22 protein-coding genes, 1 tRNA gene, 3 pseudogenes and 1 riboswitch are annotated in these 18303 nt (G+C 60.4%); of the genes and pseudogenes, 14 read left to right on the top strand and 12 right to left on the bottom strand.

Annotation, left to right across the window (positions count from 1 at the left end; all coding sequences use genetic code 11):
* Together KPG66_RS08975 and KPG66_RS08970 are read right to left on the bottom strand one after the other, a co-directional pair.
* Positions 1–526, bottom strand: a 526-nt coding sequence (locus KPG66_RS08975; RefSeq protein ID WP_272907054.1) for a carbamoyltransferase N-terminal domain-containing protein, incomplete at its 3' end; no start/stop codon positions are given.
* Between the two features lie 81 nt (positions 527–607).
* Complete coding sequence (locus tag KPG66_RS08970; RefSeq protein WP_237070700.1) at positions 608–817, bottom strand: MbtH family protein; 210 nt, start codon at positions 815–817, stop codon at positions 608–610.
* Positions 818–1855: 1038 nt separating this feature from the next.
* On the opposite strand from KPG66_RS08970, the gene KPG66_RS08965 reads away from it, so the two are divergent.
* From KPG66_RS08965 to KPG66_RS08935, 7 genes and pseudogenes are all read left to right on the top strand, one after another.
* On the top strand, positions 1856–2041 hold the full coding sequence (locus KPG66_RS08965; RefSeq protein WP_237070699.1) for a hypothetical protein: 186 nt from the start codon (positions 1856–1858) through the stop codon (positions 2039–2041).
* 16 nt (positions 2042–2057) lie between these two features.
* Positions 2058–2345 (top strand): muconolactone Delta-isomerase family protein, encoded by a 288-nt coding sequence (locus tag KPG66_RS08960; protein ID WP_237070698.1) that lies wholly within the window; start codon positions 2058–2060, stop codon positions 2343–2345.
* 17 nt (positions 2346–2362) lie between these two features.
* Complete coding sequence (locus KPG66_RS08955) at positions 2363–3214, top strand: dienelactone hydrolase family protein (RefSeq protein ID WP_237070697.1); 852 nt, start codon at positions 2363–2365, stop codon at positions 3212–3214.
* 409 nt (positions 3215–3623) lie between these two features.
* A pseudogene (locus KPG66_RS08950) lies at positions 3624–4421 on the top strand (GNAT family N-acetyltransferase); the annotation flags it as partial.
* A gap of 504 nt (positions 4422–4925) precedes the next feature.
* Positions 4926–5582 (top strand): F-box protein, encoded by a 657-nt coding sequence (locus KPG66_RS08945; RefSeq protein WP_237070696.1) that lies wholly within the window; start codon positions 4926–4928, stop codon positions 5580–5582.
* Between the two features lie 111 nt (positions 5583–5693).
* The gene (locus KPG66_RS08940; protein ID WP_237070695.1) at positions 5694–5864 is read left to right on the top strand and encodes a hypothetical protein; all 171 of its coding nucleotides are present in this window, start codon (positions 5694–5696) and stop codon (positions 5862–5864) included.
* A pseudogene (locus tag KPG66_RS08935) lies at positions 5861–6328 on the top strand (phage portal protein); the annotation flags it as partial. The gene KPG66_RS08940 and the pseudogene KPG66_RS08935, both read left to right, overlap by 4 nt.
* Positions 6329–6384: 56 nt before the next feature.
* Here the strand turns inward: KPG66_RS08935 and KPG66_RS08930 are convergent.
* The 10 genes and pseudogenes from KPG66_RS08930 to ybgC all read right to left on the bottom strand — a co-directional run bounded on the left by KPG66_RS08930 (position 6385) and on the right by ybgC (position 12967).
* Entirely contained in the window at positions 6385–6738 is a 354-nt protein-coding gene (locus KPG66_RS08930; RefSeq protein ID WP_013435791.1) for an addiction module antidote protein, read from the bottom strand.
* A gap of 2 nt (positions 6739–6740) precedes the next feature.
* A pseudogene (locus KPG66_RS08925) lies at positions 6741–6971 on the bottom strand (type II toxin-antitoxin system RelE/ParE family toxin); the annotation flags it as partial.
* A 463-nt stretch (positions 6972–7434) separates the two neighbouring features.
* A tRNA-Lys gene (locus KPG66_RS08920) sits at positions 7435–7510 on the bottom strand.
* 79 nt (positions 7511–7589) lie between these two features.
* The gene (gene ybgF / locus KPG66_RS08915) at positions 7590–8339 is read right to left on the bottom strand and encodes a tol-pal system protein YbgF (RefSeq protein WP_237070693.1); all 750 of its coding nucleotides are present in this window, start codon (positions 8337–8339) and stop codon (positions 7590–7592) included.
* A gap of 17 nt (positions 8340–8356) precedes the next feature.
* A complete protein-coding gene (pal, locus tag KPG66_RS08910) occupies positions 8357–8866 on the bottom strand; it encodes a peptidoglycan-associated lipoprotein Pal (protein WP_237070692.1) in 510 nt (169 codons plus the stop codon).
* 18 nt (positions 8867–8884) lie between these two features.
* Positions 8885–10177, bottom strand: coding sequence for a Tol-Pal system beta propeller repeat protein TolB (tolB, locus tag KPG66_RS08905; protein ID WP_237070691.1), 1293 nt, complete (start codon positions 10175–10177; stop codon positions 8885–8887).
* 142 nt (positions 10178–10319) lie between these two features.
* On the bottom strand, positions 10320–11300 hold the full coding sequence (gene tolA / locus KPG66_RS08900) for a cell envelope integrity protein TolA (protein ID WP_237070690.1): 981 nt from the start codon (positions 11298–11300) through the stop codon (positions 10320–10322).
* Entirely contained in the window at positions 11297–11749 is a 453-nt protein-coding gene (gene tolR, locus KPG66_RS08895; RefSeq protein WP_237070689.1) for a protein TolR, read from the bottom strand. Before tolR ends, tolA begins: the two co-directional genes overlap by 4 nt.
* A gap of 11 nt (positions 11750–11760) precedes the next feature.
* Entirely contained in the window at positions 11761–12438 is a 678-nt protein-coding gene (gene tolQ / locus KPG66_RS08890; RefSeq protein ID WP_013435784.1) for a protein TolQ, read from the bottom strand.
* 55 nt (positions 12439–12493) lie between these two features.
* Complete coding sequence (gene ybgC / locus KPG66_RS08885) at positions 12494–12967, bottom strand: tol-pal system-associated acyl-CoA thioesterase (protein ID WP_041753696.1); 474 nt, start codon at positions 12965–12967, stop codon at positions 12494–12496.
* 151 nt (positions 12968–13118) lie between these two features.
* A riboswitch (ZMP/ZTP riboswitch) is annotated at positions 13119–13217 on the top strand.
* 152 nt (positions 13218–13369) lie between these two features.
* Between ybgC and glyA the strand changes: the two genes are divergently transcribed.
* The 7 genes from glyA (at position 13370) to KPG66_RS08850 (ending at position 18295) form a co-directional block, all read left to right on the top strand.
* Positions 13370–14617, top strand: a complete 1248-nt coding sequence (gene glyA, locus KPG66_RS08880; protein WP_237070688.1) for a serine hydroxymethyltransferase — start codon at positions 13370–13372, stop codon at positions 14615–14617.
* 18 nt (positions 14618–14635) lie between these two features.
* Positions 14636–15130 (top strand): transcriptional regulator NrdR, encoded by a 495-nt coding sequence (gene nrdR / locus KPG66_RS08875; protein ID WP_013435780.1) that lies wholly within the window; start codon positions 14636–14638, stop codon positions 15128–15130.
* Positions 15131–15374: 244 nt separating this feature from the next.
* The gene (locus tag KPG66_RS08870; protein ID WP_237070687.1) at positions 15375–15920 is read left to right on the top strand and encodes a GspH/FimT family pseudopilin; all 546 of its coding nucleotides are present in this window, start codon (positions 15375–15377) and stop codon (positions 15918–15920) included.
* Entirely contained in the window at positions 15917–16414 is a 498-nt protein-coding gene (locus tag KPG66_RS08865; RefSeq protein ID WP_237070686.1) for a hypothetical protein, read from the top strand. The genes KPG66_RS08870 and KPG66_RS08865 overlap by 4 nt, the downstream gene beginning before the upstream one ends.
* 77 nt (positions 16415–16491) lie before the next feature.
* Entirely contained in the window at positions 16492–17259 is a 768-nt protein-coding gene (locus KPG66_RS08860) for a PilW family protein (RefSeq protein ID WP_237070685.1), read from the top strand.
* Positions 17259–17786 carry a pilus assembly PilX family protein gene (locus KPG66_RS08855; RefSeq protein WP_237070684.1) on the top strand — a complete coding sequence of 176 codons (528 nt, stop codon included), beginning with the start codon at positions 17259–17261 and terminating at the stop codon, positions 17784–17786. The genes KPG66_RS08860 and KPG66_RS08855 overlap by 1 nt, the downstream gene beginning before the upstream one ends.
* Positions 17756–18295 carry a type IV pilin protein gene (locus KPG66_RS08850; RefSeq protein WP_237070683.1) on the top strand — a complete coding sequence of 180 codons (540 nt, stop codon included), beginning with the start codon at positions 17756–17758 and terminating at the stop codon, positions 18293–18295. The genes KPG66_RS08855 and KPG66_RS08850 overlap by 31 nt, the downstream gene beginning before the upstream one ends.
* Positions 18296–18303 lie beyond the last annotated feature (8 nt).

Here is an 18303-nt window from a genome sequence, read left to right as displayed (position 1 = left end):
GTGTCGTTATTTTATTGCCGTCCCCACGCGCCAGCAAAGTACAGCCTGATTCGCCGATCCCGTCGACGACAAGGATCGCAGCCTGAGCGAAACCAGACGGATAGAAAGTCGAAGCGGCATGAGCGATATGATGCGGAACAAAGACTAATTTGCTGCCAAACTGGTGGTCTAACAGCGCATCGATTGCACCGGGAACTTGCTGGAGCTTGGCAAGGAAAATTTCCTCTCCCTCCGCACTTCCCCAATCACCCGGTAGGCTGAGCGAATCGAGCTTGAATTCACGCTTTCTGAGGGCGGGATCAAACGAGTAGGCGATCCCATCCAAATCCGTGGCTTTTAATCCTGCATGAGAAAGGCAAAACTGTATGCTGTTTTTCGGTAGCTCAGCCGGGCCACTTACACAGGCTTCTTTCGCATGCTTGATTCGGGTGAATCGCTCTTCTTCGACTGCCGCTACGATTTTACCGTCGATGACAATCGACGCGGAAGATTCATGATAGGCGGAATTGATGCCAAGGATTTTCATATCAATATGGTTCAGTCAAAAAGTGACAAAAAAGTAACTTCGCTTATCATGTAAGCGGATCAGCCGCGCCGGCGCTTTGGCTCAATCATCCTTGGCTTCAATTAGGCTTTTGGGCCGCATGTCAGTCCAATGCGTGTTGACATAATCAAGACAAGCTTGGCGTGTATCAGGTCCGTGCACCACTTGCCAGCCTGCAGGCAACTCGGCAAAATTTGGCCACAATGAATGCTGATTCTCGGAGTTAACCAGTACTAAGAAGCTTCCATTTGGGTCATCAAAGGGATTGGTCATACATTAACTCCTTTACTTCCGCTGGTTGATATGGTGGTAGTGCCTAAAAAGAAGGAAAATGAATTCTGACTGCACTGCATATACGCTTAAAACATTCAGACGTTCAAAACACTCAGCTTTACAGCATACGGCAAGCGTGCAACTACCCCTGAGGGGGCGATGGATGCCTGCCTCAGCATGACTTCAAAAATAGTTACCGTAGCGAAACTGACGAGTACGGATCAAGCTTGCATGCAAGACGCCAAAGTAATGGTGATGTAAATGTGCTACGTGCAGCGTAAGCGCCTCACAGTATCTAAATTAAATCCAGCGTCGAGAGGGAAGGAACGCAGACAGGATGGATAGGTATAGCAGGAAGCACTTCGTCATTTCCATTCGCTCCAGACATTACTTTCGTAAAACCAAATCTTTTTTGAGATGCACCTGTCCTGTTAGCAAATCACCTCATGGCTTCATAAACAGCGGATATGTACAGAGGTTAACGGTACTCAGTACCAACTGTCATGCTTGTCTAACGATAAAGTAGTTCAACTATAGAGAAGCTATTCAAAAAAGCCAAGCGCGCAGACCTAATTTAAACCGACAAATTTCGAATCGACATGCACAAAGTTGCAATTTATTGGATGTAATGCTGCATTGATTTATGTTTATTTTCATTTTTGTGAATAATCGTTGTTCTTCAAACAGCGATGACAGGCAAGAGCGCTTCATTCAAGGAGCGAATGTGTGACCAAATAATTTTTCTAGTTGTTGCGTACACACCATGCAGCGGCCTGTGGTAACGCGCATACGATGCTATAACATGCATACGGTGCTAGAAAGCGCATTGTCTGCTTATATTTGATAGATGTAAAGACGGAAGGCGCCATGACTCAAAACGTAGATGCTGCAGACTTTTAAATACGGTAATCGTCTATATTCGATTTTCGACGCCGCCGTCGATCCAGCACTCTGCCCACTATTCACGAGCGTTGACCCTGGCCCACAACCATTTCGTGTCAAACGGGACAGTTCCGGCATGTGCTCAGGCGCAATCCGTTGGATGAACCCATGGTCGGGCCCGGCCGATTCTCCGCGCATTTCCCGCAACGTGGCCTCGATCCCCGCGGGCAGGGCGTGCAGGAGCAGGGTCACCCGCGCAAGCGTTGCCCTGAAGTCAACGACATGCGGGCATTGCGTGCATTGTCGGCACATCGCCGTGCCGCTACACTCGACGCACGCTGAATCATGGAGTCGCATGATGCAATTTCTTGCCCTGTCGCGTTTGTGCACGGATCGTTATTCGGATGAGGACTTTGCCCCGCTGCTCGAGGACGAGGCCCAGCGTGCCCGCACGCTGTACATCGAGGGTTCGGTGCGCCAGATTTGGTATCGCGGCGACAAGCGCGGGGCCTGCTCGATTCTCGAAGCCGATTCCGAGCCGGCGGCCCGCGCGATGATCGAGTCGTTGCCGCTGGTCAAAGCCGGGATGCTCGAACTCGAGCACTTGGTGCCGCTACTGCCGTATCGCGGATTTGGTCCGCGCTGAGCATGAAGGACAGTCGAATGGACGACCCGAAGCTCAAGTCGAACAGTGCGCGTACCGCGATGGGCGCGCACGAGCGCGTATCGGCGGCGGCCGCGCCGGTGCAAGGCACCACGATCCATACCGACGCGCAAGGACTGGTGGTGGGCGAAACGAGCGTATCGTCGGCCGGCTTCGAGGTTCCGGTCTATTTTGCGAAGCCCGGTTCGGGCGGTGGCTTGCATCCGGTGTTGCTGGTTGTGTCGGAAGTATTCGGCGTGCATGCGCACATCGCGGACGTATGCCGGCGCTTTGCTAAGCTGGGCTATCTGGCGCTTGCACCAGACCTATTTGCGCGCCGTGGCGATGCTTCAGCGTACCAGACACTGCCTGAACTGATGCGCGAGGTGGTGTCCCAAACCGCCGATACCCAGGTGATTGCCGACCTCGACGCGGTCGCAGCGCATGCCGGTGTGCTGGGCGGGGACGTCGGTCGGTTGGGTGTCACAGGTTTTTGCTGGGGTGGCCGTATCACATGGCTTTATGCGGCGCATAACGCGGGCGTCAAGGCGGGCGTGGCATGGTACGGTCGGCTCGATGGCGACGTGATGGACTGCACGCCCGTCCATCCGGTCAGCGTAGCTTCCCGACTGTACGCGCCCGTACTGGGCCTGTATGGCGGACAGGACCCAATTGTGCCGGTGGCGCATCTAAGCGCGATGCACGCCGGACTCGAGCAGGGTAGTCCCGCTGCCAGGTCATCGCGTATTAATGTCTATCCGCACGCCGGACATGCATTCTTTGCCGACTATCGGGCGAGCTACCAGCCAGCCGACGCTGCGCAGGCATGGGGTGAGTGCTTGACGTGGTTGCGCTTGCACGGTGTTGCGTGACGTGCTTGGTAGCATCGTGCAGGCCATTGTCGTGCACGCTCCGTACAGGTGCAGCGCGGGACGATCGTCGCCTACGGCCATCGAGTACGACCTACTGGTCCGGCTGCGCCTCCACCTGCACGGGCACGGCGACGGGCTGCTGGTCAGTCGTGCCTATGCAGGCCTGATCAACAGCTGTGAGTGGCCGATCCGGCGTACCCGTCAACAGTGAAGGCGCGGGTTCGCGCAACCATCTCGATGAAGCGGCAACGGACCGCGACGATCTGATGGGCAGCGTTGCCGTCGATTTTTTCGCACGCCGGGCGCGCCCGTTGCGCCATCCACTGCGGCTGGTACGATGAAAACCGCCGATCCTGGCTCTTCTCGCGGTATCGCTGGATGACTAAGATGTGCGTCAAACCCAACCGGCATGACGCCGGCCGTCACCGATGAGAGAACGACCTTGTCCGCTCCGACGAACAGATTTGGCCAGCCGATCGGGCGGCCGCTTGCCGATTGGTCCGCGCGCGCATACCCGCAGCGCGTTACGCTGCATGGACGCTATTGCCGGCTCGAACCGTTGCAGCCAGACCGGCATGCATTAGCGCTGTACGGCGCGTACGCAAAAGCGCCCGACGGCCGGGACTGGACGTATTTGGCGGTCGGACCTTTTGACGATGAGATCAGTTATCGGCGCTACGCCGAAAGTGCCGCTGCGAGCACGGATCCGTTGCATTTCGCGGTGATCAATCTGGCAAGCGGCCGGGCGGTCGGCACGCTCGCCTTGATGCGCATCGATCCGGCAAACGGTGTCATCGAGGTGGGCTCGGTAGCATTCTCGCCGGAGCTGCAGCGCACACCGGCATCGACCGAAGCACAGTACCTGCTAATGAAGTACGTGTTCGACACGCTAGGATACCGTCGCTACGAGTGGAAGTGCGACAACCTGAACGCGCCATCACGCAAGGCGGCTGTTCGACTCGGCTTTCGCTACGAGGGCACGTTCCGGCAAGCCGTCGTCTATAAGGAACGCTCCCGCGACACGGCGTGGTTTTCGATCATCGATAGCGAATGGAGCGCGCTTGCCGCGGCGTTTGATGCATGGCTGTCGCCACAGAACTTCGATGCGCAATGCGCGCAGCGCCTTTGCCTCACGGCGATCCGCGCACAGCAGGCGGCAACTCGGCGTGCCGGTGCGCCGGTGACCGTCCGGCCGCTTGCCGCGTCGCGCACTGTATGACAACCTCGCGACGTATGCCGGCTTCATTCAATATCACAAGGACATCGAATAGCGTCGCCACGGCATGGCCTGCGCAGAGGGGCTGCGATAGGCGCAGCGCGATAAAGCGTCCGGGACCCGCTCACGCGTCGCAGACTACCGTTCGCTGGGGCTGACTTGACTTCGCGCACGCCGCGGCACGTGCGTCGCCAAGCGCCATCCTAATAGGACAAGCATGTCGGCCGCCATCGTACGCCGTGTCACCTATCGCCCTATTGAATAGGAGCGAGCGTTTTTTCGGTCGCCACCTAAGCTTTTTTGATTAAGGAGAAATGGATGCGCGGATGCTTACCTAGCCTAAATGTTCTTTCGATGGGGCGCCGGCGACAAAATACCGATCAGCCAAGCACGAGCAACGCCGCCAATCCGGCTGAGCACGGCGTGCCGAGTCAGAAGCCAACGCACAATGTGCTGTCTCAGTTAAAAAACCCAGCGCGACGATCGGCTGCCGGCATGTACGAAAAAACGTCCAATAAGAAGGTAGCGGACAGCCCTATTTCCCACAAGCAAGTGCCAACTTCGTCTCCAAGTCGCCTCGAGACACTGCCTAATGAGACGTTGCAAGAAATTTTTCAGCATATGGACGCCAAAACGCTTGCGACTGTATCTCAAGCATCTAAGCGTTTGCACTATGAAGCCGCCCCGCAACTGGAGATAACGCGGGAAGTTCAGTGGATATTGGAATCAATCCCGCGCGTAAAGAATTTCCAAGGCTTCATCAGCTTGCTCGAACGCATCGAGCGACTTCCTGCTCATCGTCAAAGCGAGCCCGTTGCTGAATTGGGTGGGCAAATGCACACTTTGCTTTCACCCAAACATCGGCTAGAAGCTGGCAAAGCTTGGTTACGCGTTGCTGAACGGGTGCCGGCGCCCCGTCCTGCTTTGCTGGACGCCGTGGTGAGCGCCATACATAGGGATCCAGGATACCGTGAGTTTGACGTCCAGTCGGCTAGCGGCTTGTCAGCGCATCATAACGCGATGTTGGACATCATCCAGGGCGTGGCGGTTGAAGAAGTGATATTGCGGCATCGCGTTACAAATCCTTGGGACGTGGTAAGTCTGCATCGCCAAGCCCGATACCAGTTAAAGCAACGCCAAGCAGGTACTTAATTTGGGAGAACGACCACATAGCATTGTGTTGCACGCCGTGCTGTTAAGCGCAACTGAAATCTGGGCCACTTCGCGCATGAGCGTGGAGCCCTGAAGCTGGACCGGAAGACTATGCAAGACCTCAATTTGTTCGGCTTGATTGCGGCCGTGCTCGGCAATGATTTCGATTGCGCGGGTCAAATCGCCGAATCGGTTTTCATCGCTTTGTCCCTTCTTTTTAACAAACCCCAGGATGTCGGCGATTTGGTAAAGAGTTCACGCCCGGCACAATTCACCATTTAGTCGAGCCGGACGTGAATGAGGTGTACGGCTTGTCCGAGTACCTCGTCGCGCTGCACGCGGCGTGGCTCAACGAGTCGTCAACACTGTTTCGCCGTCGCTACTACGAGAACGGCAGCCATGCCGGCTTTATTCTGTACGTGACCGATCCGGCACAGAATCAGGACGATATCGACGAGATGCGCGCGGCGCTCAAAAGCGCGAAGGGGCCGGGCAATTTCCGTAACCTCTTTTACTACGCGCCCCATGGCAAGAAGGACGGGATCCAGCTGATTCCGGTGTCGGAAGTGGCCGCCAAAGACAAGTTCTTCAATATCAAGAACGTGACACGCGACGATTTGCTTGCTGCGCATCGCGTGCCACTGCAACTGCTCAGCATCGTGCCAAGCAACGCGGGCGGGTTTGGCATGTCGGACACTGCCGCACGCGTATTCGGGCGCCACGCAATCCAGCCGCGGCAGGCGCGCCTCGGTCCAAACGCCATTGCGCCAGCGACACCGATCGCGTTTAGCCGCCAATGACGTTACGCGTGCGCGGCGGTACGCGCGCGCGCCCGAGTTGGCGCCGGCGCGGGTTCCGCCGCATGCACGGGCGATGCAATGATGGTCAGATGCAGTCCCAACGCGCGCACTACCTTCATGACCGTTGCGAACTCCGCGTTCCCACCTTCCGACAGAGCCCGATAGAGCGCTTCTCGCTTCACACCGGACTCGCGCGCGAGCGCGGTCATGCCGCGCGCCTTCGCGACGTTCCCGAGCGCGGCTTGAATCAGGCGCGGATCGCCATCCTCGAACGCTTGCGCCAGGTAGTGACGAACCGTTTCCTCGTCCTTTAGGTACTTCGAGCCGTCGAATTCAGTCAGTTCGCTGATTTTCATACTTAATCCTCCAGTTCGCCGGCAAGCTTTTTCGCCAGTTTGATGTCCTTTTTCTGCGTTGATTTGTCGCCACCGCACAGCAGCACGACAATGATTTTGCCCCGCCGCACGAAGTAGGCGCGGTAGCCTAGACCAACGTCGATCTTCATCTCGCAGACGCCTTCGCCCACAACACGCCAATACCCAAGATTGCCGAGCTTTGCGCGCTCGATGCGAACGTTAATCGCCGCGCTCGCGAACCGGTTTTCATGATATTCGGCACGGCACGCTCGCGTGCCCCATGCGGACAATCTGGGAAAGACCTATTTCACCCCATTGAAAGGGTTGAAGAGAAGGGGGGCATGCGGCCATGTTAGCCCCCTACGAATCGTTCAATTTCGCCCCCTGTCCAGAGAGGCGGCCGGGCATTCGAACACGGTCGTAGGGCCGCCCGCAGATTTTCCCTTTCAGGTCCTGTATAGCTGCGTGCCACCCGACCATAAGCAAGCGACCATCGTAGCGATGGCAGCGCAAAACCTATGGGCGTAAAAAATTTGCTTGACTGACAGGAACGGCTTGCGCCGAAGCCAGCGGTCTGAAAACGAAAACTACACGCAGCAATGAACACGGGACCGCTCGGTATTAGACGCTATCTAATAACAAACGCATCGCCCAATGGAAAAGGGCTCGCACTCACGTGCAAGCCCTTGATTTCTTTGGTAGGCCGTACTGGATTCGAACCAGTGACCAACGGATTAAAAGTCCGCTGCTCTACCAGCTGAGCTAACGACCCAAAGAGCCGAAAAGTATATCGATAAAAGAACGATTGGTCAAGCGAGCGACTTGCGGCGAGCCGCCGACCGGTACTAGCCCTATCGGATCTGCGACAAACGGCTTTGTGCCGCCTGCGCGGCGTTCGATCCGCTGTACTGCGCGAGCACTTGTCCCAGTGTTCGCTTCGCGGCTACCTTCTGTCCTTGCTCCAACTGGTTGTTCGCGATGGCGAGCAATGCCTCGGGCGCGCGCGGGTGTGTAGGGTACTTCGTCACGACACCCTGCCATACCGTCGTCGACGCCTTGTAGTCGCGCTGCGCGTACAATGCATTGCCGAGCCAGTATTGTGCCGTCGGTTGATAGGGGCTGTTCGGATACTTCGACACGAACGCTTTGAATCCCGACGTCGCGCCCTTGAAGTCGCCGTTCTTGAACAGTTGCAGCGCTGCGTTGAACGCGTCCGTTTCGCCTGGCTGTACTTCGCCCTGGACGCCATCGATCGTCTGTTGCTGAGGCTCGAACTTTTTTAGCCGGGCGTCCAGGTCGATGTAGTAGTCACGCTGTTGCTTTTGCAGCGCGGCGACTTGATTGGCCAAGTCCTCGTTCTGTCCGCGCAACGTTGCCACCTGCTGGTTCAGTTGTTCAAGGCGGTTCGATTGATCGAGTATTGTGCGCTGCGCCGCGCTCATCTGGTTTGACAACGAGTCGGTTTTCGCGCGCAGATCTAGCACTGCCTGCCGTGCCTCGTTATCGTCGAACAGACCAGCGTGCGCGGGCGACGCGGCAAGCGCGGCGCCCGTCGCAGCTACGGCTGCAGCGACGCGCAGCCCCCTGAAACAGACTTTCATGCGTCAGTCACCGTCGGTTATTGATAAACGAGATCGGCACGGCGATTCTGTGCCCACGATGCTTCATCGTGGCCCGTCGCAGCCGGTTTTTCCTTGCCCAGGCTCACCGCTTCCATCTGACTGTCGTTTACCCCGAGCAGTGCCAGCGTGCGACGCACCGACTCGGCACGCTTTTGGCCCAATGCCAGATTGTATTCGCTGGTACCGCGCTCGTCGGTGTTGCCTTGGATCAGCACGTGGCGTTGCGGATGGCCCTTCAGGTATTGCGCGTGGGCTTGCAGCAGCGGCTGATATTCATTGCTGACGGTGTAGCTATCAAAATCGAAGTAGATGCTGCGTTTGGCGAGCGGGCTGTTCGGGTGGTTGAGCTCGTCAACATTGACTTGCTGCACGTCGGTCGGCTGCGGTTGCGTGCTCAAGGCGCCCCCCTTGGCGTTAGCGCCTTCGTCGAGCTTGACACCCGAGTGACACGCCGCCAATGCGCCCACCAGCAGCGCTGCAAAAACAATACGCAGTTTGGACATCATTTGAAGCTCTCCTTGTGATTATTGCATGAAAGGGCCCCAGGACGGCTCACGCACGCCGCCGCCCGGGATCGACAACACTTGCCGTATGCTGCCGTCGGTCGAAACCGCGGCCAGCACCTGACGGCCATTGACATGCGTCGCGTAGAGCAGGTATTGGCCATTCGCAGCGAAACTCGGTGATTCGTCGCGCGTCGTATCGGTGAGCGCCGTCGCGGACCCCGTCGACAGGTCTTGCAGATACAGCCTGAATGCACCCCCGACGCGCGAAATGTACGCAAGCTCCTTGCCGTTTGGCGAGACGCGTGCACTGGTGTTGTAGCTGCCGTTGAACGTCACGCGCTGCGCGGCGTTTACCGATTCGCCTTGTACGGGCATCTTGTAGATTTGAGGCTGGCCGCCGCGGTCGCTGGTGAAGTAAATCGACTGGCCGTCCGGCGAGAAGGCCGGCTCGGTATCGATCGAATGGCCGCGGGTGAGGCGGCGCAAGCCGGAGCCATCGGCGTTGACGATAAAGATCTGCGTATTGCCGGTTAGCGACAGCGCTACCGCGAGTTTCGTGCCGTCCGGCGACCACGCCGGTGCACTGTTGTTGCCCTTTTGGCCGGATACCATCACGCGCCGGCCGGTTGGCAGGTCGTGGATGTACACAATTGGTTTCTTTCTTTCGAACGATACATAGGCGAGCTTCGTGCCGTCCGGCGACCACGTTGGAGAGATGATCGGCTCCGGACTCGTCAGCGCGATATGCTCGTTCTGGCCGTCCGAGTCGGAGATCTTGAGTTGATAACGTCCGCCGTGACGCGTCACATACGATAGCCGCGTGGCGAACATCCCGCGCGAGCCAAGAAGCTTCTGATAGATGTAGTCGGCGACCTTGTGCGCGCTCATGCGCAGCCCGCTTTCCGGGCTCACAAGGGAGAGCCCGCCCAAGCTTTGCTGCTTGACCGTGTCGTACAGGCGGAATCGGACTTCATACTGGCCGTTCGCGAGCCGCGTGACGCTGCCGCCGACGAACGCGTTTGCCCCCTTGGCCTTCCAGCCGCCGAGATCGACTGAGTCGGACTCGGACACCGGCGCGCTACCCGCGTCGATGTTGCTGAACCTGCCGCTGCGAGCCAGGTCGGCCCGCACGATCGCCGCGACCTGCTGCGGCGAACTGGCCTCGTTTGCAAAGCTTGCTACCGCAATCGGGAACTGGGTCGAACCGACACCTGTGACGAGCACCGTCAGGTCGGCGCGCGCCGATACGCCGGCGGTGACGAGTAATGACGCAACTAGCGTTTTTAGCCCCAGTTTTTTGATCAAACTCATGCTTTTCCTACGTTTGCCTGACTACGTTGTTGACGATTCCGCAACACGGCACAGACCGTGAAACGGGGCGATCGTTCCCTTGGCGCCATCGCGCCGTGAGCCTCGCAAGCGTGCATGCGGATGCGCCGCAGTCAACGATCAATCATCCGCCGGCAGGCCGCATCCGGATATTGAAGCTTGCCGGCGCCTTGCCATGAGTGTTTAGCGGCATCGGATCGGAGCGCTGGACCGCGCGCAGCGCTGCGTCGTCCCACTGCGCGTTACCACTGCTGCGCGCGATGCGCGCGTCGAGCAGTGCACCATCGGGTGCGCAGCGTACGGCAATCAGCGTGTCCAGCCCTTCAGTGGGCCCGGACCAGATGACATTGGGCCGCACACGGCGCTGCACCTTGTCCGCATAGCCAGCCGACGTTGCGGTTCCGCCACTTCCCGTGCCTGTGCCGCTCTTGGCCAGTCCGTTACCCCCGGGCGCATCGCCGGCCAAGCCCTGCAACTGCGCCAGCCGCGCCCGACGCGCCTGGTCGAGCTTTTGGCGCGCGGCCTGCTCGGCCGCCTGCTTGGCCTTGGCCGCTTGTTGCTCCTGCTGTTTTTTCGCCTGGGCCAGCGCAAGCTTTTCCTGCTGCTCTTTCAACTGCTGCGCCTTCAACGCTTCCTGCTTTTCCAGCGCTTGCTGCTTTTTCAGCGCCTCTTGCCGTTGCTGCTCCGCGAGCTGCTGCTTGAGTTTCTCGGCCGCTGCTTTTTGCGCGGCGAGCTGCTGGCGGTGCGCGTCGGCTTGTTGCTCGGCTTGCCTGCGCACGTGCTCCTGTTCGGCCAACTGCGCTTGGCGTTGCGCCTCTTGTTGCTTGCGCCGCTTTTCCTGTTGCCATGCGATGTCTGCTTCCTCGCGCTGGGCTGGCGGTGGTGCGAGTTGCGCCGGCGCGGGGGCAGGGGAGAGCGGGGCCGGCGTGCTCGGCACTTGCGTCCAGATTTCTGCTTCAACGCCGGCAGGCGTGCTGTTTTGCCATTTCATCCCGTGGTACAGAAAGAGCGCGAGCAGCACGTGCATCAACGCGGCGAGCGCGAGTGCGCGCAGCGTGCCGCGTTCCCGTGGCGGTTCAAACGGATATCCTGCTTTCGGCTTCATTTCGGCTTGACGAGCAGCCCGACACGCTTCACGCCGTTTGCTTTCAGCTCCGACATGACATTCATCACGATTTCGTATTTGACCGACTTGTCCGCGCCGATCACGACCGGCTGGTCGGGGTGGGTCTGCGCCCGGTCGGCGACAAAGTGGTTCAGGTCGGCCAGCGTCATCGGCAATTCCTGCGTGGCGCCCGACGCGTCGTTCTTGTATTTAACACTCATGGTGCCGTCAGGCTTGAGATTGACGATGACGGGCGGCGTCTGCTCCTGTGGCGCAGCATGGCCGACCGTGGGCAGGTTGATGATTGACGGCGCGACAAGCGGAGCGGTCACCATGAAAATGACGAGCAGCACGAGCATCACGTCGATGTATGGAACGACGTTAATGTCGGACATCGCGCGGCGCGAACGGCCGCCGCGCAGACTGGAGCGGATCGGAGTGCCGGCCATCGGGTTCTCCGTCAGTGAGTCTGCCGTTGCAGGATGTTTGAGAATTCTTCGATGAAGGTCTCGAAGCGGATCGACAGGCGGTCGATGTCGTGTGCGTAGCGATTATAGGCGACCACCGCCGGGATGGCCGCGAACAGGCCGATGGCGGTGGCGACCAACGCCTCCGCGATGCCGGGCGCGACGCTGGCCAGCGTCGCCTGCTGCACGTTCGCAAGCCCGCGAAACGCGTTCATGATGCCCCAGACCGTGCCGAACAGGCCGATGTACGGGCTCACCGAGCCGACCGACGCAAGAAACGCTAGATTGGCTTCGAGCGCATCCATTTCGCGCTGGAACGCGGCGCGCATCGCGCGACGTGCACCATCCAGTATCGCACCGGGGTCGGCGACGCGTTTTTCCTTGGCTTTCAGGAATTCACGCATGCCTGACTCGAAGATCCGCTCGAGGGCGCCAATCGTATGACGATTGTTCGCCGCGCTCTGGTAAAGCGACTGCAGCTCTCCACCTGACCAGAAATCGCGCTCGAACAATTCCGTCTGCGCGCGGGCGCGACGGATCGAGAACCATTTGCGGAAGATGAAAGTCCAGGACATGAGCGACAGCAACAGCAGCAGTGCCATGACGGCTTGCGCCAGCAGGCTTGCGTTCAATACAAGCGCAATGATCGAAAGGTCTTGTGCGTTATTCATGAGGATTCGTTGGGTGGAGCGGATCGGCTCACGTTCTGTACAGTGTCAACGCATGTCAGCGTGCGAGCGTTGACAGCCCCGCGTCGCGCGGGCCGCTCAGCAGCGCTTGGCGTACAGCGTCAGGCAGTGGCACGGGCCGGATTGTCGCGCGCTGGACGCAGGCCACGCGGATTGTGCTGGTGGACAGCACCTTGCCGTTGCAGCTTGCCTGTTGGTAAAAATCGACTGAGGCGGGGCCGAGCCGCTCGATGCGACTGTCGATGATGAGCACATCGTCCAGGCGCGCCGGGGCGCGGTAATCGACCGCGGTGCTGCGCACGACGAACATGATCTGCTGGGTGTCGGCCAGCCGTCGCTGGTCGATGCCACATGCGCGCAGCCACTCGGTGCGGGCCCGCTCGAAGAACTTCAGGTAATTGGCGTAGAAGACAATGCCGCCGGCGTCGGTGTCCTCGAAATATACGCGTACTGGCCACGTAAAGCCGGGCTGGGCTGCTGGTTCAGGCGAGATCATGTTCATCCGCGGGATTCTACCGGAACGCGTGTGGCAGTCTCGGGTAGTGAACGGTGTTGCGCTGCGTCCAGGCAGTCGCGACGTCGCAATGATGGAAAAATGAATGCTCGTTTTTAAATGCCACGCTTAGTTGCCTATTCAGTATCCTTCCAATACACTAACGCGCCTAACCCTGCGTAACTGGCGATAGCGACTTTCAAGTCGAAGGTGGAACGACCACCGTGAAGCGCGGGGTGCAGTCTTGCCGTTCGCCTGGGCAGCCGTGATCCGGTCGCAGTCGTTGCGTCACCCGGGCTGTCCTGTCCTTGCGTCATCGGAAGTCTTTTTCCGCTAAGCCGTTCCAGGACCGTATCTCTGCCGTGGGCGCGACAGTGCACCGATTCGGTCAACCGTTTGAACATTGAAGGGAATTGACGCATGTTTGACAAAGCCGAGCAAACCATTGCGAACGTCGATCCGCAGGTCTGGCAGGCGATTCAGAACGAGAACCGCCGGCAAGAAGACCATATCGAGTTGATCGCGTCGGAAAACTATACGAGCCCGGCGGTGATGGCGGCCCAGGGCTCTCAACTGACCAACAAGTACGCCGAAGGATATCCCGGCAAGCGCTATTACGGCGGTTGTGAATATGTCGATGTGGTCGAGCAGTTGGCGATCGAACGGGTCAAGCAGCTGTTTGGCGCGGAGGCGGCGAACGTACAACCCAATTCGGGTTCGCAGGCCAATCAAGGGGTGTTTTTCGCGGTGCTCAAGCCGGGCGATACGATTATGGGCATGAGCCTCGCGCACGGCGGCCACCTGACGCACGGCTCGCCGGTCAACCTGTCCGGCAAGTGGTTCAATGTCGTCAGCTACGGGCTGAACGAGAACGAGGACATCGACTATGACGCAGCCGAGCAGCTCGCGCAGCAGCACAAGCCGAAGCTGCTCGTCGCGGGCGCGTCGGCGTTCTCGTTGCGCATCGACTTCGAGCGCCTGGCACGGATCGCGAAGTCGGTCGGCGCCTATTTCATGGTGGACATGGCGCACTATGCGGGGCTGATTGCCGCCGGCGTCTATCCGAACCCGGTGCCGCATGCCGATTTCGTGACGACGACTACGCACAAGAGCTTGCGCGGTCCGCGTGGCGGTGTGATCCTGATGAAGGCCGAGTACGAGAAGGCGGTCAATTCAGCGATTTTCCCGGGCATCCAGGGCGGTCCGTTGATGCACGTGATCGCAGCGAAGGCCGTTGCGTTCAAGGAAGCGCTCGCGCCGCAGTTCAAGACCTACCAGCAGCAGGTCGTGGACAATGCGCGCGTGCTCGCCGAAACGCTGGTCAAGCGCGGCTTGCGGATCGTGTCCGGCCGCACCGAAAGCCATGTGATGCTGGTCGACCTGCGTGCGAAGCAGATCACGGGCAAGGCTGCGGAAGCCGCGTTGGGCGCCGCGCACATCACCGTGAACAAGAATGCGATCCCGAACGATCCGGAAAAGCCATTTGTGACTAGCGGCATCCGGCTCGGCTCGCCGGCCATGACCACGCGCGGTTTCGGTCCCGCCCAGGCCGAGCAGGTCGGCAATCTGATTGCCGATGTGCTGGACAAGCCGGACGACGCAGCGACGATTGAGCGGGTGCGCGGCCAGGTCGCCGAACTCACGCGCCGGTTTCCGGTGTACAAGTAAGCCGCGGGACGAATCGTTATGCGCTGCCCGTTTTGCCGGCACGACGACACCCAGGTGGTGGATTCGCGCGTGTCGGAGGACGGCGCAGCGATCCGTCGCCGCCGCCGCTGCCCAGCTTGCGACAAGCGTTTCACGACATACGAGCGGGTCGAGCTTGCGCTGCCGACGGTCGTCAAGAAGGATGGCACGCGAGTCGAATTCGACCGTCGCAAGATTTTGTCCAGCATGCAGCTTGCGTTACGCAAGCGGCCCGTGGCCGCCGAGGCGATCGACGAAGCGGTTGCGCGTGTCGAATACCAGTTGCTGGCATCCGGCGAGCGCGAGGTGCGCAGCGAACGGCTCGGCGAGTTGGTCATGGACGCGTTGCGCAAGCTCGACAAGATCGCCTACGTGCGTTTCGCGTCGGTGTATAAGCGCTTTGAGGACGTGTCCGAGTTCAAGAATCTGATCGATGAGTTTGGTCGATCTGCAGCCGGCACGCCCGGCCCTGCCTCGCGCAAGCGGCAATCGTAGGCGCCTCTGACGGCGTCATCGCGTTTCTCATTCTATATATCGCTGTTCCACCCCACCATTGAGCCGCACGGCGTGTAGTTCGACGTGCTGCGGCTCAGAATCCGCGACGCGAAGCGGGCATAAGCCTGTGGTCCGGCACCGTCGGCCATTCGGTCAATTGTTGCGCGCCGCGCGCCGTCTTACAGTGTTCGTCAATGGCAACGCATCGGGCGTTGCGTGTCGCGAGCATCCAGGAGGCGTGACGGTGGAACGATATCGAGCCGCGCGGCGGTGCGGATTCATGCTGACCGAGATCTGCACGGTCATGGCGATTTCATTGGCGTTAGCGGCATGGGTCATCCCGTCGCTCGACGAATGGCGTTCGCGTGAGCAAATTCGGGCGGCGGCGCGTGCACTGGCACGCACGTTGTCGTTGGCTCGCAGCGAGGCCGTAGCGCGGCAGGCGCCGGTGACGGTCTGTCGCTCGGATGGTGCGGGCCGGTGCATCTTACCCGGCCGACCGTGCGCCACGGGCGCGCTGGACTGGTCCTGCGGCTGGCTGGTGCAGGCCCGGCAGCCTGGCGTCGGCGCGCGGCCGGTCGTGCTACACGCACAACCGGCTGTGAGCGAGGTAACGATCACTGGCAGTACGACGGAGATGAGGTTCCTGCCGCCTGCTGGCTTATCTGTTGGCACCTTTCGTGGCTTTGCGGTGCGCGCAGCGCGCGCGTCACCGCGTATTGCGGCGTTGCATGTCCGCCTTGCGGCAGGTGGCCGTGCGTTGATCCGTGCCGATGCGTATCGCAAATGAGTTTTGTGCGCGGCTTGCCGAGCCGGCTGTGCAAGGCCGGCGTGATTCCGCCCATGGCTCGGGCGCCATGGCGCGCGCTACGTGTACCGCGGCTGGGCGTGACCGGTGCCACGATGATCGAGGCCGCGATGGCCACTGCATTGGCTGCGGTGACCATCGTTGGTGTGGGCGCGGCGTGGCAGGCGATGGTGCGCTCGGATCAAGCTTTGTCGAATCGCATGCGAGCGGCGTTGATCGCGGACGCCGCGCTCGAGTTGATGCGCGCCGGACACCCGCAATCCGTGGCGCTCGCGCATGCGAGTCGGGATGCGTCACGCCAACTGCTTGACGGTACCGTGACGGTGGAACGTGATCCGGACGGTGCCAACGTGCTCATGCTCGAATGGTCGGAACTGGCTACCGACGCGTCGCAGCGGGCAGCAGCGTGCCGCGGGACGATCGTGCCGCCCGACGGATATGTGCGCCGCTGCCTATCGCTGGGCTTTCTCGAATGATCAGCGCGTCACGCAGGCGCGATGAGGGGCATACGCTGGTGGAATTGCTCCTTTCATCGACCATTGGCTTAATGCTCATGCTCTTGCTAGCTGGGACCTACGGTACGCTCAGTGGGGTGCTCGGTCATGTCGACGAGACCCGCCGAGCCGCGGCCGCCGGCCTACAGGCGCTGGAGATCATTGTGGCGCATGCAAGGCTTGCCGGAATGCCGCGAGCTTTCCCACAGACATGGCGTGCCTCAACGACTTCAACGGCGACGCAGGCCGCCGAAGCATCCGATGTACCCGTTGGGGATGAGACGATCCGAGACCCGCCGATCTTCGGTTGTGAGCGCGGCATACCCGAGCGCGAGCAAGCTGGGCGGTGCCGCGCGGTCATGCACGATTCGGACGGCGTGGTTTTTCGGTATGCGGCTGACCCCGTGGCGACCTGGCCATCGAAAGACAACTGGCCCACTGATTGCCTGGGCCAGAACGTGACGGGCGATACGATTGCGGTGCGTTTCTACGTGCAGGCGAGTACGCCCGAGCAACCGGAGCTTTATTGCCGGGGCAATGGCCACGACGTGGCGGCACAGCCGTTGGTCGAGGGTATCGAACAGTTACGGTTGTCCTATTGGCTTGCCGGCGCTCACGCCGCGGTTCGCGCGTCGTCGTTATCCGAGTCGGACTGGCGTCGTATCGTAGCCATCGATGTCTGCGTCGTGTCGCGCGGACCGGTGGCCACGCGTCCGACGGCCTACCTCGACTGCGACGGCAATCGGGTGACGCCGGCCGATCGACGGGTCCGTACCGCCTGGATGCGCCGCGTGGCGATTCGCAACGTCGTTGCGGGCGGCGCGTGATGACACGTGTGATGCTCAGGCAGCGTGGCAGCGCGCTGCCGTTCGTGTTGATATTCGCCGCCGCGTTGACCGCATTGCTCGGATCATCATTAGACGCGTTGCGCTCGACGGCGCGCATGGAGCGTGGATTCATCGCGCATATCGAAGCATTTCATGCGGCGGATTCAGCGCTGCGATGGTGCGAACGTTACGTGACGCATGCGTATGACATCGGCACACCGATCCATGGTGCCACACCCGACCCGATGCAGGCCGCGCCCGGATGGCATCAGCGCGCGCTATTCGACGAGGAGGCCGATAGCGCGATACAACCGGTGCGTCGTTGGCGTGCCGGGGGGCGAGCACCGCAGTGCCTGATCGAGGCGGTGAATGTTTCGGAGGCTGGCGCGGTCGCTTATCTGCTGACCGCGCGCGGCTTCGCGGTCGATGAGGAGAGCGAGATATGGTTGCAGGCGATCATGTGGGTTGGCGAGACGCCGCGGACGGTGCGTACTGGATGGCGGTTCGTGGCCCGCAGGCCGTTTTGAGCACGGTGCGACGCCGGGGCATGACGCTGGTCGAACTGGCGGTGGCATTGGCGCTTGTTGCCATTCTCGCAACGTATGCGTTGCCGGTGTATCGTGAGCAAATGCGTCGCGGCATGCGGGTAGCTGCCGTCAGCGCCGTTTACCGCGCCGCTCACCATGTCGAGATCCAACACACACAGCGTGCGCCGGCGCTCGGCGGGGCTGGCGTTGCCACGGATCCCATTGTCCTTCCAGCGGAATTGGTGCGCGTGCCGCCAGGTGCGCGCGCCGCCTATGCGCTGCGGGTTACCGGCGCGACGCGGTCCAATGGCGGGTACTCTGTGATAGCTGAGCCGCTGCAAGATGGTCCGATGGCCGACGATCACCTGTGCGGTGCATTCCGGCTTGATGCCACTGGGCAGCGAAGCAATTCCGGCGCTGCCGGGGCCGCCGGCGGCGCTGCCAGCCCGTCGAACCCAGCGGGCATCCTTTCACGATGGCACGAGCATGCGTATTGCTGGGCTCGATGATGCGCGCA

It is taken from the genome of Mycetohabitans sp. B2, assembly GCF_021733735.1.
Lineage (GTDB): Bacteria > Pseudomonadota > Gammaproteobacteria > Burkholderiales > Burkholderiaceae > Mycetohabitans > Mycetohabitans rhizoxinica.
The sequence above is the reverse complement of the archived record's forward strand: the minus strand, read 5'-3'. Positions and strand labels throughout refer to the sequence as shown.

Bases quoted from the DNA above. Each gene is read 5' to 3' on its own strand.
- tolB (WP_237070691.1), bottom strand. From the start codon at position 10,177: ATGAGTTTGATCAAAAAACTGGGGCTAAAAACGCTAGTTGCGTCATTA.
- ybgF (WP_237070693.1), bottom strand. From the start codon at position 8,339: ATGAAAGTCTGTTTCAGGGGGCTGCGCGTCGCTGCAGCCGTAGCTGCG.
- KPG66_RS08860 (WP_237070685.1), top strand. From the start codon at position 16,492: ATGCTCTTGCTAGCTGGGACCTACGGTACGCTCAGTGGGGTGCTCGGT.
- pal (WP_237070692.1), bottom strand. From the start codon at position 8,866: ATGATGTCCAAACTGCGTATTGTTTTTGCAGCGCTGCTGGTGGGCGCA.
- KPG66_RS08855 (WP_237070684.1), top strand. From the start codon at position 17,259: ATGACACGTGTGATGCTCAGGCAGCGTGGCAGCGCGCTGCCGTTCGTG.
- nrdR (WP_013435780.1), top strand. From the start codon at position 14,636: ATGCGCTGCCCGTTTTGCCGGCACGACGACACCCAGGTGGTGGATTCG.
- KPG66_RS08970 (WP_237070700.1), bottom strand. From the start codon at position 817: ATGACCAATCCCTTTGATGACCCAAATGGAAGCTTCTTAGTACTGGTT.
- KPG66_RS08960 (WP_237070698.1), top strand. From the start codon at position 2,058: ATGCAATTTCTTGCCCTGTCGCGTTTGTGCACGGATCGTTATTCGGAT.
- tolR (WP_237070689.1), bottom strand. From the start codon at position 11,749: ATGGCCGGCACTCCGATCCGCTCCAGTCTGCGCGGCGGCCGTTCGCGC.
- KPG66_RS08940 (WP_237070695.1), top strand. From the start codon at position 5,694: ATGCAAGACCTCAATTTGTTCGGCTTGATTGCGGCCGTGCTCGGCAAT.
- glyA (WP_237070688.1), top strand. From the start codon at position 13,370: ATGTTTGACAAAGCCGAGCAAACCATTGCGAACGTCGATCCGCAGGTC.
- tolA (WP_237070690.1), bottom strand. From the start codon at position 11,300: ATGAAGCCGAAAGCAGGATATCCGTTTGAACCGCCACGGGAACGCGGC.
- KPG66_RS08945 (WP_237070696.1), top strand. From the start codon at position 4,926: ATGTACGAAAAAACGTCCAATAAGAAGGTAGCGGACAGCCCTATTTCC.
- KPG66_RS08865 (WP_237070686.1), top strand. From the start codon at position 15,917: ATGAGTTTTGTGCGCGGCTTGCCGAGCCGGCTGTGCAAGGCCGGCGTG.
- KPG66_RS08930 (WP_013435791.1), bottom strand. From the start codon at position 6,738: ATGAAAATCAGCGAACTGACTGAATTCGACGGCTCGAAGTACCTAAAG.
- KPG66_RS08850 (WP_237070683.1), top strand. From the start codon at position 17,756: ATGGCGGTTCGTGGCCCGCAGGCCGTTTTGAGCACGGTGCGACGCCGG.
- tolQ (WP_013435784.1), bottom strand. From the start codon at position 12,438: ATGAATAACGCACAAGACCTTTCGATCATTGCGCTTGTATTGAACGCA.
- KPG66_RS08955 (WP_237070697.1), top strand. From the start codon at position 2,363: ATGGACGACCCGAAGCTCAAGTCGAACAGTGCGCGTACCGCGATGGGC.